Source organism: Methanosarcina baltica (assembly GCF_055394095.1).
Genome location: NZ_AP042463.1, coordinates 1,759,516 through 1,773,621 on the forward strand (window position 1 = coordinate 1,759,516; position 14,106 = coordinate 1,773,621).

At 44.4% G+C, this 14,106-nt stretch carries 11 protein-coding genes and 3 pseudogenes; 6 read left to right on the plus strand and 8 right to left on the minus strand.

Features of this window, described 5'->3' with window-relative positions; genetic code table 11:
• Positions 1-178 precede the first annotated feature (178 nt).
• Complete coding sequence (locus tag ACZ5QV_RS07605; protein ID WP_464601939.1) at positions 179-661, minus strand: PUA domain-containing protein; 483 nt, start codon at positions 659-661, stop codon at positions 179-181.
• Between the two features lie 290 nt (positions 662-951).
• Between ACZ5QV_RS07605 and ACZ5QV_RS07610 the strand changes: the two genes are divergently transcribed.
• Together ACZ5QV_RS07610 and ACZ5QV_RS07615 are read left to right on the plus strand one after the other, a co-directional pair.
• On the plus strand, positions 952-2,097 hold the full coding sequence (locus ACZ5QV_RS07610) for a hypothetical protein (protein ID WP_464601940.1): 1,146 nt from the start codon (positions 952-954) through the stop codon (positions 2,095-2,097).
• Positions 2,098-2,483: 386 nt separating this feature from the next.
• On the plus strand, positions 2,484-3,050 hold the full coding sequence (locus ACZ5QV_RS07615; RefSeq protein ID WP_464601941.1) for a hypothetical protein: 567 nt from the start codon (positions 2,484-2,486) through the stop codon (positions 3,048-3,050).
• A 174-nt stretch (positions 3,051-3,224) separates the two neighbouring features.
• On the opposite strand, the gene ACZ5QV_RS07620 is transcribed toward ACZ5QV_RS07615, so the two are convergent.
• From ACZ5QV_RS07620 to ACZ5QV_RS07630, 3 genes are all read right to left on the minus strand, one after another.
• The gene (locus ACZ5QV_RS07620; protein ID WP_464601942.1) at positions 3,225-3,527 is read right to left on the minus strand and encodes a DUF1894 domain-containing protein; all 303 of its coding nucleotides are present in this window, start codon (positions 3,525-3,527) and stop codon (positions 3,225-3,227) included.
• A 178-nt stretch (positions 3,528-3,705) separates the two neighbouring features.
• Positions 3,706-4,707: a phosphoribosylformylglycinamidine cyclo-ligase gene (gene purM / locus ACZ5QV_RS07625; protein ID WP_464601943.1), complete on the minus strand. Its 1,002-nt coding sequence runs from the start codon at positions 4,705-4,707 to the stop codon at positions 3,706-3,708.
• 14 nt (positions 4,708-4,721) lie between these two features.
• Positions 4,722-6,155 (minus strand): aspartate kinase, encoded by a 1,434-nt coding sequence (locus ACZ5QV_RS07630; RefSeq protein ID WP_464601944.1) that lies wholly within the window; start codon positions 6,153-6,155, stop codon positions 4,722-4,724.
• Between the two features lie 318 nt (positions 6,156-6,473).
• Here ACZ5QV_RS07630 and ACZ5QV_RS07635 point away from each other — a divergent pair, with 318 nt between their 5' ends.
• Entirely contained in the window at positions 6,474-7,682 is a 1,209-nt protein-coding gene (locus ACZ5QV_RS07635; protein ID WP_464601945.1) for a cofactor-independent phosphoglycerate mutase, read from the plus strand.
• 140 nt (positions 7,683-7,822) lie between these two features.
• Entirely contained in the window at positions 7,823-8,284 is a 462-nt protein-coding gene (locus ACZ5QV_RS07640) for an Hsp20/alpha crystallin family protein (protein WP_464601946.1), read from the plus strand.
• A 40-nt stretch (positions 8,285-8,324) separates the two neighbouring features.
• Here the strand turns inward: ACZ5QV_RS07640 and ACZ5QV_RS07645 are convergent, their stop codons facing one another.
• Positions 8,325-8,705, minus strand: a complete 381-nt coding sequence (locus tag ACZ5QV_RS07645) for a hypothetical protein (protein WP_464601947.1) — start codon at positions 8,703-8,705, stop codon at positions 8,325-8,327.
• Positions 8,706-9,350: 645 nt separating this feature from the next.
• Here ACZ5QV_RS07645 and iscB point away from each other — a divergent pair.
• Entirely contained in the window at positions 9,351-10,571 is a 1,221-nt protein-coding gene (gene iscB / locus ACZ5QV_RS07650) for an RNA-guided endonuclease IscB (RefSeq protein ID WP_464601948.1), read from the plus strand.
• A 154-nt stretch (positions 10,572-10,725) separates the two neighbouring features.
• Positions 10,726-11,493 carry a coenzyme F420-0:L-glutamate ligase gene (locus ACZ5QV_RS07655; protein WP_464601949.1) on the plus strand — a complete coding sequence of 256 codons (768 nt, stop codon included), beginning with the start codon at positions 10,726-10,728 and terminating at the stop codon, positions 11,491-11,493.
• Between the two features lie 455 nt (positions 11,494-11,948).
• Here ACZ5QV_RS07655 and ACZ5QV_RS07660 read toward each other — a convergent pair.
• The 3 pseudogenes from ACZ5QV_RS07660 to ACZ5QV_RS07670 form a co-directional block, all read right to left on the minus strand.
• Positions 11,949-12,185: pseudogene (locus tag ACZ5QV_RS07660) on the minus strand (deoxycytidylate deaminase); the annotation flags it as partial.
• A 12-nt stretch (positions 12,186-12,197) separates the two neighbouring features.
• Positions 12,198-13,298, minus strand: a pseudogene (locus ACZ5QV_RS07665) (HNH endonuclease); the annotation flags it as partial.
• Positions 13,299-13,523 (minus strand): annotated as a pseudogene (locus ACZ5QV_RS07670) (deoxycytidylate deaminase); the annotation flags it as partial.
• Positions 13,524-14,106 lie beyond the last annotated feature (583 nt).

The window sequence follows — 14,106 nt, forward strand, 5'->3', positions numbered from 1 at the left end:
GATATTAGTACAATACATATAAAAATTTTTGTATATATCTTTACGGTGTTGAAAAATCGAGCAAAACTTCCGAGAAAAAGGCAGGATGTAAAATAGAAAGCGATGATTTTCAAAAAAAAGTCTGGAGAAAAGAGGGTGGGCCCTTAATGGCCCTTTTCTTTTTTTCAGGTCTGCTCTTTTAGTCCTGCTTTTTCGAATCTATCCCGACCCTTACGTCCACCGCGGGCCCGCTCTCAAGAGCCCGGACTTCCGCAGGGGAAAAAATTAACTGCCCGGTCGCAAGCAGTTTGTCGTTTTCATCGGTCAGGAGCACCTCTTCTCCTGCCCGGAGGTCAGGGTCCAGGTCCACAATGTGCTTTGCAAAGGCGGTTTTACCCTGGGCCACAAAGGGAACGGCGTCCTCACAGACCACGACCCTGAACTTTTTTCCGGGCAGGACTCTGTGAAGGGTGGCGGCTCCTCCCATGCTCAGAGTAAAAAAACCGTCTTTTGCCCTTGCCGTTGCAATGCGCTCTCCCGAATGCAGGACCTGACGTACGCGCCCGGTCCGGGACATTTTGAAGCTCACTCCATCCGGAAAAAGTTCTTTTCCTGAGTTTTTTCCAAACTGATAATCCGCAATTGTGCGAATTCTCTTAATCCTGTCTTTTTCGGGGATCATAAAGGTAGAATGAGGGGCGGGCTTTAAAGCAATGACGGTTCCGGGTTTTTGCTTTGTTTTCCCTGCCAGGGGTTTTCGACTTTTTTGAAAATACGGGACAGAGGATGGAAACTAACATATATATTTAAAGCGATATAAATAGATATATATATATTCATTTTTAAAAATACCATGTAGTAAGCAAGAATTTTGCAAATATTTTGGAAAAATCCACGCATGGGGAGGCCTCCATCCGGTTCAACTTCCTAAAATGCAGATTAACCTCTTAAAAAACAAAAAAGTTGATTATTGTGCTAATTCGAAAAAATGTCTCTCTGGACGAAATCCACCTCAAGCAACTTCAGCCTCTGCTGGATAAAAATGAGGGGAACCTTAGTGCGGCTGTAAGGGAAGCAATCGAACTTGCCAACCTTGCTCTGGAAAGCTACGGCAGTCCTGAAGAGGCGGCCGAGTCCCTTAAAAAAATAGATAAAGATATTGATGCCAGAAAACAGCTTTTAAAAAGTGGGGAATGCTTGCTTCTGAGCCGGGAAACCGTAAACTGGCTCGTGAACTGTGCTTCCGGCAGGCTTGTGGATGACGATATCGTGTACGAGCTAATCAACCCTTACAGGATCAACACAATGCCGGATCTCAAAGAATATCTCAATGAATGGAGCCAGCTCATGGGCTGGAATATCCGGGTCTCGGTAAGCTGGAAAGGGGAAGACGCAGAACCCGAATGCGGTACTCTGCATTTTTGTGGAGGTGACCCCGGCCTCAGGGAACTTATGGTAAAAACCGTCTCCATCTTCATGGGCCGGTGGATGGGGCTTGATGTGGATGCTGTGTACCGCAAAGCCGTTTCGCTCACGGTTTACTTTAATACATTTATTCCGGATGATTCCTGGGAAGTCCCTCCAGGGATCCTGAAACATTTTGGTTCAAGGAACTCCGCTTACAGGGAAATCGAAAGGAAACCGGAGTACTGGACCACCCTGATCGAGCTTTACAGGCTTTCCTTTTACCAGCGGGTAAACATTGACAGGGGCCTCTTTGAGGCCTTTGCGGCAGGAGATGCCCCGGATATAAAGAAATACTTCGAAAACAAGGTTGGAAGTCCTCTTAATGAAGTCCCTCTCCCGGACCTGGCCCGGCTTTTCAAAAAGCTCGTAGAAATTTCCCAGCTTGCAGATGAGGTGGAAGTGAGTACCGAAGTGGGCAAGGAGTACGTAAAAATTCGGCACAGTTATTCCAGTGAATACCTTATTTTTAAACTCGTCTGTCTCTTTTCCGATGTTTTCAAAGCAGGCTGGCACACCTTCAATGTGAAATATTTCTCCAACCTGATAATCTTTGATTTTGAGAAGTCCAATGTCGCAAATCTCAAAGAAACAGTCTATTCCATATCCGAGGATGGTTTCGATTTTGATTGTCCCCTGCAGGAGGACACCTGATCCCGGGCAAAGCCAGGAAGCAGGTTTCTCTACTTTTTTGCAGGACGTTTGCAATTAATTTCAGAATGATGAAAATCTAACTTCATATTTTATTTTTGGAATTGCTCTATACTCATACAGGTTGTTTTTTTGTTGGTGGAGATGTTTGGTATTGTGCATTCAAACAACAAAATACACGGAAGACACGGAAGACACGGAAAAGGAATGCCTGAAGACGATATTTAAGGTTGCTCTGGTGTTTTTTAGTCCTCTTGAGGGAGCGTAGCTCCCGAAAAGGATCCCGTGCTCCCGAAACGGAACTCGGGTGCCGAAACGGAACTCGGGGTAGACGCCAATTGCGGTTTCGACAGATAAATTGATATGGGGCTGTTACCTATCCATTTTTCATGAGTGACGTAATTCTGCTCTGGGACTCCCCTCTGCTTTTTGAAAAACTGTTTCTGGAGTACGGCCTTGAGTGTACCCGGGTCCTTTCGACATCCATAGGGACCCCTTATCTTCCTCCCTGCAAAATCCTTATCGTTCCTACCGGTTTTGGAAACGAAAACTACACAAAAATCGGGGCCGGGATCGAACGCAACAAAAGGGCCTTCGGACGCTTTGTGGAAAAAGGCGGGATCCTGCTGGTCTTCAGCCCCCTGGTCCCGGAATACGATTACGAATGGCTGCCCTTCAAATTGAAATATGTGATGGAAGAAAACCCCTGCACCCTCCGTCAGGTGGGAGAACACAGGGCTCAAAAACTTGTGGAAGGGGTCCTGCCTCCGGTAGGCTGTGACGGTTATTTCTCAGAAACCGAGGCCCAGGTCGTGCTTGAAGACGAGAAAGGCCGGCCTGTTATGGTTGTCTGGGAGGCCGGGGAAGGCCTGGTTGTGGCAACCACGGTCCACGAACTTCCGGCAAACGAATTTTTCAAATGCGGGGTATGCGGGGCCAAAAAAGTAAAAATCTAAAAAAAATATCGAAATTGAAAGTTGCAAAAAAGTACGAAAAAACATCTGTTAAAAAAACATCTGTTAAATAAACATCTGTTAAAAAAACATCTGTTAAAAAAACATCTGTTAAAAAAACATCTGTTAAAAAAACATCTGTTAAAAGCCAGAGAATAATAGGGCCTTTTCGGCCCCTTATTTAATTTTCGTGACGTTTTTATCCTTGCCGTACAGGGCCCGAAGGGTTTCGATTTCCCCGGCCTCTTTTGGCAGTTTCAGGATAAAGAGCCCAAAGCAGGGTTTTATGAACTGAAAAATTATATCTTCCCCGGAAAAACCCACCGGAGCTTTTTCTCCCATAAGGGGTATGTTTTTTACCTTGTATCCTCCAGGTACCAGGTAGGCCTCATCGCAGTTTTCCTTTATGTATTTCTCACACTCCTTTGGAGTGGCGTTTTTCAGGAGGATTTCGTACTTAAGGTCGCTTAAGCATACCATTTTACCAACCTGCCTTAAAAATAATATCTAATTATATATTGCCGTATTATATATCAATTTCCGGATCCTCTTTAAATAGAATCCGAAACCGGTCCGGTTTACGGACCCGGGGACGGAGGGTGGAGGACTGTAAGGGCAGAGGGCCAGAAAACCCTGCTGCTTTAGCCTCCGGGGGAGTTTACTCAATTACAAGCTCTCTTACTCGAATCCCGCTTTCCGTTATTTTTCCGACGATTCTCCCGCCCGTGATTTCAGCCGCTCTTTCTGCATCCTTTTCGGGAAGGATCAGTAAAAAGCCCATGCCCATATTGAAGGTTTTATACATCTCCAGATCGTCAACATTTCCTTCTTTCTGGAGGAACTTGAAGATATCGGGAGGCTCGATCGGGTTATAGAAATCAAAACCGAGTTTTGTTACCCGCCTCAGTTTAAGAAGCCCGCTACCCGTTATGTGGGCAAAGCCGTGAATCTCACATTCCTCAAGGGCGTCCAGGATTTTTATATAAATCGTGGTTGGGGTGAGAAGTTCGTCCCCAATGGTCTTTTCAGGAGCGTAGGGGCAGGGGTCATGGTAAGAGTACTCCGACTCGTCAATGATCTTTCTCACCAGGGTATAACCGTTGCTGTGTACCCCGCTGCTGGGGATGCCCACGATTACGTCTCCTTCTATGACCTTTTCTCCGGTAATGATCCTGTCTTTTTTTACCATACCGAGACAGGTGCCCGCAAGGTCGAAGCCGTTTATGATTTCCGGCAGGGTTGCGGTTTCGCCTCCCACGATGGACATCCTGGAAATCTCGGCCCCTTTCCTGAGGCCTTCTCCGATTTGCTCGGCAAAGTTCTCGTCATGCTTTTCAAGTGCTAGGTAGTCCACAAAAGCCATGGGTTCCGCTCCGATTGCCAGAAGGTCGTTTACGTTCATGGCAATGCAGTCGATTCCCACAGTGTTCCAGCGCTTCATCTCATTTGCTATAAGGACTTTCGAGCCCACCCCGTCCGTTGCGAGGCCAAGGGCATATTCCCCGAAATCCAGGAGTCCTGCATAGTGCCCGATGTTGGTTAAGGGGGCTCCAAGGCCTTTACGGATAAAGTCGAGTTTGCCTGTAAGGGCTTTGATGGTTGTTTCTTCTTCTTTGATGTCAACGCCTGAATCGGCGTATGTCAGGTGTTTTTCACTCACGGTTTTGGCCTCCCTCACAGATCAATATCATTTTCGCTTCCGTAATTTCCGTTATTCTTATGGAGTTCGAATTCTTTATGCAGGGTCTCTACAGTCGAAATGGCTTCAGCCTCCCTTACCACAAGGGAGATGTTATACTCGGAAGAGCCCTGGCTGATCATGATTATGTTGATCATGGCGTCCCCCAGAGACCCGAATACCCTTTTTGCAACTCCCGGGGTTCCTGCCATTCCCGCGCCCACGACCGCAACCACACAGACCTCCGGGTCGGAAGTAATTTCCCGGACAACATGACGTTCAAACTCGGCGCGGAGGACTTTAAGAGCGTCTTCTGCCTGGGACTCGCTGACCACGAAGGACAGGTTTGATTCCGAAGAACTCTGGCTGATCATGATAATGTTTATCCCGGAGGTCGCGAGTACGGTAAATACTCTGGCCACCGTTCCGACGGTGCCTGCCATGTCAGCCCCGGTGATGTTTATCAGGGCCACGTTTTTAATGAGGCTTACGGCCTTTACAATGTGTCTGCACCGGACCTTGTCTGCAACAACAAGCGTCCCCGGTAAAGCCGGATCGAAGGTGTTCTTTACCCGGACAGGGATGTGCTCGCGCATCGCGGGTTCGATGGTCTTTGGGTGAAGTACGTTTGCCCCGAAATACGAAAGTTCCATTGCCTCTGCATAGGAGATCTGGGGGATGGTCCTGGCCTCGGGTACGATCCTCGGGTCCGTTGTCATAATCCCGTTAACTTCTTTCCAGAGCCAGATCTCGTCGGCCTTTATGCCTGCGCCTATGATGGAAGCTGAGAAGTCCGAGCCGCTCCTGCCCAGGGTTGTGACGATCCCTTCTTCGTTTTCCCCTATAAAACCGGTTACTACCTGGATTTCTGATTCCATCCTGAGCCCGAGCCTCTTTTCCACGGTCTCGTAAGTTTTTTCCAGGGGCCGGGCATTTCCGTAATCCCCGGTGGTAATGATTCCTGCTTCTCCGCCGGTGTATTCCGTGGAACCTATCCCGAGCGACCGGATCGCTCCCGAGAGTATAGGGGCGGCAAGGCGTTCCCCGTAGGATGAAATGTAATCAGTGGACCTGGGGGTAAGTTCCCCGAGGTAGCAGATGCCGATCAGAGCTTTTTCAAGTTCATCGATGCGAAGGTCAAGGACCTGGAGGACTTCCTCTACGATTTTTGGGTCGTCAATGGCGTTTTTAACGGCTTCGTGGTGCTTTGTTGTAAGCTCGGTTTTAAATTCTTTTACAAGGGAGACCTTTCCCTTTGTGGTTGCCAGGCGAGCATTTTCCATAAGCATGTCCGTAAGCCCGCCAAGAGCCGAGGTCACGGCCACGATCTGGTTCCCTTTTTCGTAGTACTCTTTCAGGAGTCCTGCAACATGACGGATCTTATTTCCGTCTCCAACAGAACTGCCTCCGAATTTCATTACGAGTCTCATGATCGGATCACGTTTTAAAAGCAGATGCGGTAATCGTTATTAATAGCCATTTTTTCTGGATGAATATAGGATGAATTTAATTATTGAGGATTTGCCAGGGTTTTTCAATGCTGGCTCTTTTTTGCCACAATATATACTTTTCGGCATGTTTGTGCTGTATAGAATACTAATGCTATATTATAATGTTTGTGCAGGGTTTTTCTTCCAAATATATTTTTGTTGAAGATGATCCCTAATTCCCTGCGATGCCTTTTTCATCGGAAAATGATATATCCCTTCTACACCCTCAAAGAGACTAAAACAGTTTAAGGTGGACGAATGAAATACGCTGTACTTATAGGAGACGGAATGGCGGACTACCCCATAGTCAAGCTGGGTGGGAAAACCATTCTTCAGGCGGCCAGGACCCCTGGCATGGACTTCATTGCAGCCCACGGAAACGCAGGCCTTGCAAGAACCGTGCCTGAGGGATTTCCCCCCGGCAGTGACGTTGCGAACATGTCCATTATAGGATATGACCCCGCGCTGTACTACAGCGGCAGGGCCCCCCTCGAAGCCGCGAGCATGGGCGTGGATCTGAGTGAAAACGACATCGCTTTTCGCTGCAACCTTATTACGATAGAAAAAGAGCTTATCAAGGACCATAGTTCAGGACACATCACAAGCGCAGAAGCAAAAACCCTGATAGAAGCCCTCGACTCCGAACTCGGAAACGAGGAGTTCAGGTTCTATCCTGGAATCAGTTACAGGCATCTTCTGGTTTCCAGTGGAAACAGAGGGGCTGAAACAGAGTGCACGCCTCCCCATGACGTTATAGGCGAAAAGTGCCTGGACCACATGCCAGAGGGAAAGGACAGCGAGGTCTTTTGTAAAATGACCGAAAAGTCCATGAAAATCCTTGCCGGGCACCCGGTTAACCTGAAACGTATCGAAGAAGGAAAAAACCCGGCCAACTCGATCTGGCTCTGGGGCCAGGGCCACGCCCCGAAGTTCAAAACCTTTATGGAACTTTACGGGAAAACAGGAGCCATAATCTCCGCCGTTGACCTCCTTAAAGGGATAGGGCTCTATGCCGGTCTGAAGGTTATCGACGTCCCCGGCGCTACCGGCTACCTGGATACCAATTACGAGGGAAAAGTAGAGGCCGCTCTCAAAGCCCTGAAAACCCATGACCTGGTCTTCGTGCATGTGGAAGCCCCCGACGAGACCGGCCACGAGGGAAACTTTGTGAAAAAGCTTCAGGCAGTCGAGGACTTCGACAGTAAAATCGTGTCCCCAATCCTCGAGTACGTAAGGAAATCCGGCGAGCTCTTCACAATCCTCGTCCTGCCCGATCATCCAACCCCGATTTCCATTAGAACCCATACTTCAGATCCCATACCCTTTGCGGTCTACCGGACCGATGAAAAGGACCCGGATGGGGTAAAGACTTTTGATGAGGAGTCTGTTAAAGAAGGTTCCTTCGGGATCGTGAAAGCCTCGGACCTTGTTGGAATGCTTTTGGGGAGGGCTGAAGGGTCTGAATAATTTCTCGACTTCCCCTCCGGGAGCTCCTTTTCAGGATTTTTTTTCCTGCTCTTTCTCTTCTTTTTTCAAAGAAATGTATATATTTTCCCTCAATATATAAAACTAAATGAAATCTTAAACTCTTTATTGGGGGGACTGATTTGGTAAGATGGCCAGCACACAGACCGTTTTTTGGCCCTGTAAGATGGGACCCAGTTGATGAGATCAGGCGGACTCAGGAACGCCTTAACCAGCTGTTTGAAGACCTTGTGCCTTCGGAGGAATGGGTGGGAAAAACCTTTGCTCCTTTAGTGGATGTCATGGAAGAGAATGACAAGGTTATTGTAAAAACGGACCTGCCGGGGGTTGACAAAAAGGATGTCGAGATCAATGTAAAAGAGGATATGCTTCAAATCAGTGCAAAGTGCGGAAGGGAAGAAGAGACTGAGAAAGAAGGATATTTCAAAAAAGAGCGCTCTTACACACGTTTTTCCAGGACAATCCGCCTACCAACAGGCGTTTCCGAGGAAAATGCAAATGCAAAAATGGAAAATGGTGTCCTGACAGTAACGCTTCCGAAACTGGAGCTAGAAAAACCAAAAAAACGGATACAGATCGAATAATTTCCTTTTTCTTTTTTCCCTTTTTCCCTTTTCAGGGAAATCAGATGTAACTCGGGAAGCGGTATGTTATTTCTTCAAGGATCTCTTCCCCATTCTTTTTCATTTTCTCTATGCTGCTTTCCGAAAGCTGCGTAAGTTCCGGGTACTGTTCCAGAAATTCTTTTGAATAGCTGGTGGTGCGCCGGACTGCATCTTCAAAAATCGTGTTGATTTCTTCTTTACTGAACTGCCCGTGAAAGAGGAGAAGCTGCGTGACCTTTTCCCGACAGGCTCGAGGTTTATTTTCGTAGTCAAGGGATTCGTAAAGCCTGACTATGACGATTTTAAGGGTCCTCTCCTTGCCTCTTTTGTTGTCTTTGTATTCAAAAGGACTCTTGTCCTGGATTTTTTGTACGATAACATCAAGGTCATATTGGGTCATGTTCTCACCGCATGGAAGTTTAGAGCCCAGGCTAAATAAGCATTGTCTAATTGACTGGGCCTAACCTGCATATAGGGGGCTTGCAAATATTTGCTGAAAAATGTTTTGAAAAAAGTGCGGCATCAGGAAGTAATTCTCGTCATCTTTTGCTCGGTCGGGGTAACTCTCATCATCGCCGCAGAGCTATGGTATATGAATGGTCTTATTTATTATTACTGCCTTTGGAAGGTCTTATTTATGAGGACGTATTTACGGAGTATGAGTTTTACTGTTCCAAGTTATTTTAAACCTCCTTAATTTTCCCCTAACTTCCGGATATCCCGGATTTAGACCTGTCAGTAACCCCTCCCTGCCTCCTCAGGGAGTCGAGGAAGGGGCTTGCTTGTAAAAGCAAGTCCCGATTGACCAGATCACTGAATAGGAGTTTAATATAGTCAGTAGCCGATAGGAAAGAATATTATAGTTACCCTGGAATGCCGTCTCAGTTCCAGGCTCTAAGGATGTAAGTTAAACAGTTCTGAGAGGTAGGAACAGTGCTTGCATCATACAAAACCTTTCCATATCAGATCGAGAGGAAGACGAATTCCGAACTTGACTCCACAAGTTCAGATACGCATAACCCTATTTAATTGGGAGTGATTACAAATGTTTGTATATGTACTGAACAAGAACGGAAAGCCGCTCATGCCAACGAATCCTGCCAAAGCCAGAATTTTGTTAAAAACTAACAAGGCAAAAGTGATGAAAACCACTCCGTTCACAATCAAATTACTTTACGACAGTAAAGAATATACTCAGCCGATTATTGCAGGAATGGACACGGGATCAAAACATATTGGTTGTGCTGCTGTTTCCAATAATCAGGTAGTGTACCAGTCTGAAATCGAAATCAGAGATGACATCTCTAAAAAGATGAAAACTCGATCCAGTTATAGACGTACACGAAGAAGCAGAAAAACAAGATATCGACCAGCAAGATTCAACAACCGTCATAACTCTAAAAAATCTGGTAGAATAGCTCCATCAATTCGTAGCAAGATCGAATCTCATCGAAGAGAAGAACACTTCGTTGAGTCCATCTTACCGATAACAAAATGGGTAGTCGAGCTTGCATCATTTGATATTCACAAAATAACAAATCCTAATGTATCTGGAGCTGAATATCAAAACGGTCCTATGAAAAACCTGTATAATGCAAAAGCATACGTCCTGAGTCGAGACGGATATACATGTCAGCATTGTAAAGGCAAATCAAAAGACCGTAAACTGGATTGTCACCATATAATATTCAGATCAAATCGTGGTACAGATACTCCTGATAATCTTATCACATTGTGTCGTACCTGTCATGACGAATTACATGCAGGCAAATTTGAAATCGTTGGATCTCCCTCCAAAACAAAACATGCGACTGAAATTGGGATTGTTAAATCTCAACTTAAAAAATCGTCCTGGGAATTCGACGAAACATTTGGTTACGAAACCAAATTCAAGCGAGAACAAATACTAAAACTACCGAAAACTCACTATAACGATGCAGTTGCGGTATGCTGTACTGACGATCAACATGTTCAACTGGATGATACGGTATATTTCAAAAGACATGTTAGTGCGGGAGATTACCAGCAAACCAAAGGCAAACGATCCGAAAAATCAATACCAACTGGTAAAATATTCGGAATTAGAAAATTCGACAAGATACGAACTAAAAAAGGAGAAGGATTCGTAAAGGGTCGAATGTCCAAAGGATACGGAGTATTGTGTGACATCAACTGGAACACGACAATTACAAGTGTCACCATCAAAAAGAACTGTGTCCGACTAACTGCAAGATCGACAACACTTATTCAAATAATTAAAATTTAAACCAATTTGTCGCATTCATCTCCCACCTGCCCGCCTACGGCGGTCGTGTTAAACCGCAGGTTTAACAGGAGTTTCTAATCTTCGATTAGAAACATCGAGGAAGGAGTCTTCTGCGACACGAGATAAAATTCATAAAAAATTCAGAGGAATCCTCTTGAAATTCGAAGCAATTGCCGTGGAAAATATCCCTCTTATCAAAAAGGGAGACGAGCTCCCTGCATTAATCTGCGAAAACATTGAACTGCGAGACAGGGACATTGTAGTAATCGCCTCCACCATCGTCGCAAAAGCCGAAGGCCTTACTTTCCTGCTTGAAGCCCTCACTCCGGGCCCCCAGGCTCTTGAAATCGCGGCCAAAAACAGACAGGACCCGCGTTTTGTGGAAGCTGTCCTTTCCCGGAGTTCGGAACTTCTTGTGGAGGCCCCTTTCATGCTCGCCGTTACAAAAAAAGGTCATACCTGTGTAAACGCGGGGATTGACGATTCGAATATTGAGGGTGAATATCTCCTGAACACGCCGGAAGACCCGGATTCGAGCGCCGCAAAAATAGGAGCCCGGCTTGAGGCTCTTTCGGGAAAAAAGCTCAGCGTCATCGTCACGGACACGAACGGCCGGTCTTTCAAAATCGGGCAGACCGGGGTGGCAATTGGGGTTTACAAAATCCATCCCCTTAAACGCTGGATCGGGGAAAAGGACCTTTTCGGAAAAACTCTGGAAATCTCCGAGGAAGCCGTGGCTGACGAACTGGCCGGAGCCGCAAACCTCCTTATGGGAGAGGCCGCAGGAGGCATTCCTGTGGTGCTTATTCGGGGATTTGATTACTACGCTGACGAAGGTGCGGAAATCAAAGAAATGTACCGGGCCGAAGGAGAGGATGTTATTAAAAAAGGGCTCCACTGTCTTTTAAAGGGAGAAAAATAAGATTTTGGGGAAAGGGATGGTTGCCGTGGAAAATTACAATTCAGGAATGGTAAAAATATAACTTCAGATATTCAGTTTGGGAATAGCCCTATATTTTGGTGTGTGAATTCAAACCACGGAACACACGGAACACACGGAAAAAGAACGACTGGAAGACGACAAGTACGGTTGCTCTGGCATTTTTCGTCCTCTTGAGGGAGCGTAGCTCCTGAAAAGGACCCCGTGCTGTTGCGATTTCATCGCAACTCCCAGGAAATCTTTGATTTCTTGTGATCCCGAAGCGGAACTCGGGTGCCGAAGACCGGTTTCCGTGTCCTTCCGTGTGTTCCGTGGTTAATGAATGGTAAACGAAAATACTTGATGTTATATTTGACTCATTCCTTAGGGCCTTTTCTTCTATTTTTTTCAAAATTCGTTTTTTTTCAAATTACTCAATTTTTTTAATTTTTTTTTTTTCAAATATCTCCAAAGGGGATGTGTTCCACTTTCACTCCGGCGTCTCTGAAAAAGTCCAGAGAATCTGTGTCCGGATAGGGGGTTGCGTACACAACCCGTTTGATGCTTGCGTTGATAATCATTTTTGCGCAGAGGATGCAGGGCTGGTGTGTGCAGTAAAGAGTCGCCCCGTCCGTGCTCACCCCGTGCAGGGCAGCCTGGATAATCGCGTTCTGTTCGGCGTGGACGGCCCTACAATTATGGACAAACACACAAGAATCATCACCTGCATATATAGCAAAATTATGATAGACTGGTACTGTCATGCAATAAACATCATGTGTGCCTGAAATTGCTTTTATACTTATTATTTTATGATTGTATGTTTTTGCTACTTCTAATGCTGTTGATAATGAATCGAAATATTTTAGTATATATCCTTTAGTAGGGATTGAAATTGTTCCTCGCCCTGGTGTTTTGTATTTTTCACGCAATGAATTATAATTCTCTTCGGTAATAACGCCTTTATATTTTTTTAATAATAAAGATAATCCAGATAATATCCTACCTTGTTGTCGTTTAGCAATAATATTTGGATCTGAATTAGTTTCTAATGCTGTTTGTCTCCCATTTTCACGTTGAATTGTCAATTGGTATTTTCTAAAGTCATCATTAGCCCAAAGATTAGTCATGTTTTGAGATCCAATCCTTACTTTAAGCTTCATTGTTTCTGGATTATTTCTTTGAGCTTCCATTGAACATTTTTGCATCTTTCGGTAATGCTCAATGGAACAGTTTTGTTTATCGTGTAAAGACGCATGATCAGATCTTGTTATTTTTACTAAATTTTCAGGATTATTATTTAATGAATCTTCGTCTTTATGATGAATTAATTCATCATAATCTTTATCTAAATAATCCTTATTAATAAGAGCAGCTACTAAATGATGTGTTGGTGTTTCCTCGTTTCTTCCTGAATATTCGTATTTACAAGTTGTGCTCTTTCCTTCATGTCTTGTTCGTATAGTATTGGAAATAAATTCGTATTTCTTACTTCCATTTTGCGCCAAATGATAATACATAGGCATCAAACTATCAATTTCAGGGATTAAATATTGTGCCTCTTTATATTCTCCATTTCTTAATAAAATCTTATGATCTTTTGTGCATTTCAATTTATACCCAGTATCTAAAATAATTTCTACAAGATCATTTCTGACATCTGTTTTTCTTGGATTTTTAGCCAACACAGGAACTATTTTTCCATTATTATCATAAGCATATGTCCACACATCCTCCCCTATCTCTGCTAAATGCTTTATTGTTTCATATTTGCCATTTAACAATTTTATAATTGTATCTCCATGCAAACATTTTTCGTGCCTTGTTCCAGAGGGAATGTTTTCCTGTTCCCTCATGCAGCCGATATCAAGACAATGAGCCATGCCCCGTGGGGCCCCGTTATAACCTGTAGAAATAATGCGCTTGTCTCGGACAATCACGGCCCCTACATTGTTTCGAAGGCAGGTTGCTCGCTTTCCGACCACGAAAGCGATCTCAAGGAAGTATTCGTCAAGGGATGGTCTTTGAGTCATTATTTTTACTCCACAGTAACTGTATATATAATTGTGTCGTTAACCCATACTATCTTGAGAGTAAAATTTTTTAGTGGAAAAAGTTTCAAATTCTTAAAAAAAATAAGATGTTATTTATAAAAGATTAGCTCTCAAAACTCTAAAAAACCATTATTAAAAGGAATGGTTGATACGATCTGTGAACTATCCCCACCTACCAACCTTCGGCTGTCGTGTTAAACCATAGGTTTAACAGGAGTTTCTAATTTTCAATTAGAAACATCGAGGAAGGGGACTTCCCGCCTGAAAAGTTAAAAATATTAAAGAACCATACGCAACCTTTATTGCTTTTAATTCAATATGTGTTGAGCTGTGACATACAGATTAAAAGTCTTAAATACATTGCTTCTGTAATGGCTTAGTTATCCTGTCAGGGACAAATTTTATAATCAATGTTTATATATGTCCCTCCTTTGAAACCTTTAAATATACTGGATTCCAACCTTCAGAAATACTGATCTCAATTATATACAATGACAGCTTAAAAACTTGTATATTAAGGAAAAAGAATCGATATAGTAAGAATCAATTTAGTCATTCGGAG

Excerpts from the sequence above, each read along its gene's own strand:
- ACZ5QV_RS07645 (WP_464601947.1), bottom strand. The coding sequence starts at position 8,705 with ATGACCCAATATGACCTTGATGTTATCGTACAAAAAATCCAGGACAAG.
- ACZ5QV_RS07615 (WP_464601941.1), top strand. The coding sequence starts at position 2,484 with ATGAGTGACGTAATTCTGCTCTGGGACTCCCCTCTGCTTTTTGAAAAA.
- ACZ5QV_RS07630 (WP_464601944.1), bottom strand. The coding sequence starts at position 6,155 with ATGAGACTCGTAATGAAATTCGGAGGCAGTTCTGTTGGAGACGGAAAT.
- ACZ5QV_RS07605 (WP_464601939.1), bottom strand. The coding sequence starts at position 661 with ATGATCCCCGAAAAAGACAGGATTAAGAGAATTCGCACAATTGCGGAT.
- iscB (WP_464601948.1), top strand. The coding sequence starts at position 9,351 with ATGTTTGTATATGTACTGAACAAGAACGGAAAGCCGCTCATGCCAACG.
- ACZ5QV_RS07620 (WP_464601942.1), bottom strand. The coding sequence starts at position 3,527 with ATGGTATGCTTAAGCGACCTTAAGTACGAAATCCTCCTGAAAAACGCC.
- ACZ5QV_RS07635 (WP_464601945.1), top strand. The coding sequence starts at position 6,474 with ATGAAATACGCTGTACTTATAGGAGACGGAATGGCGGACTACCCCATA.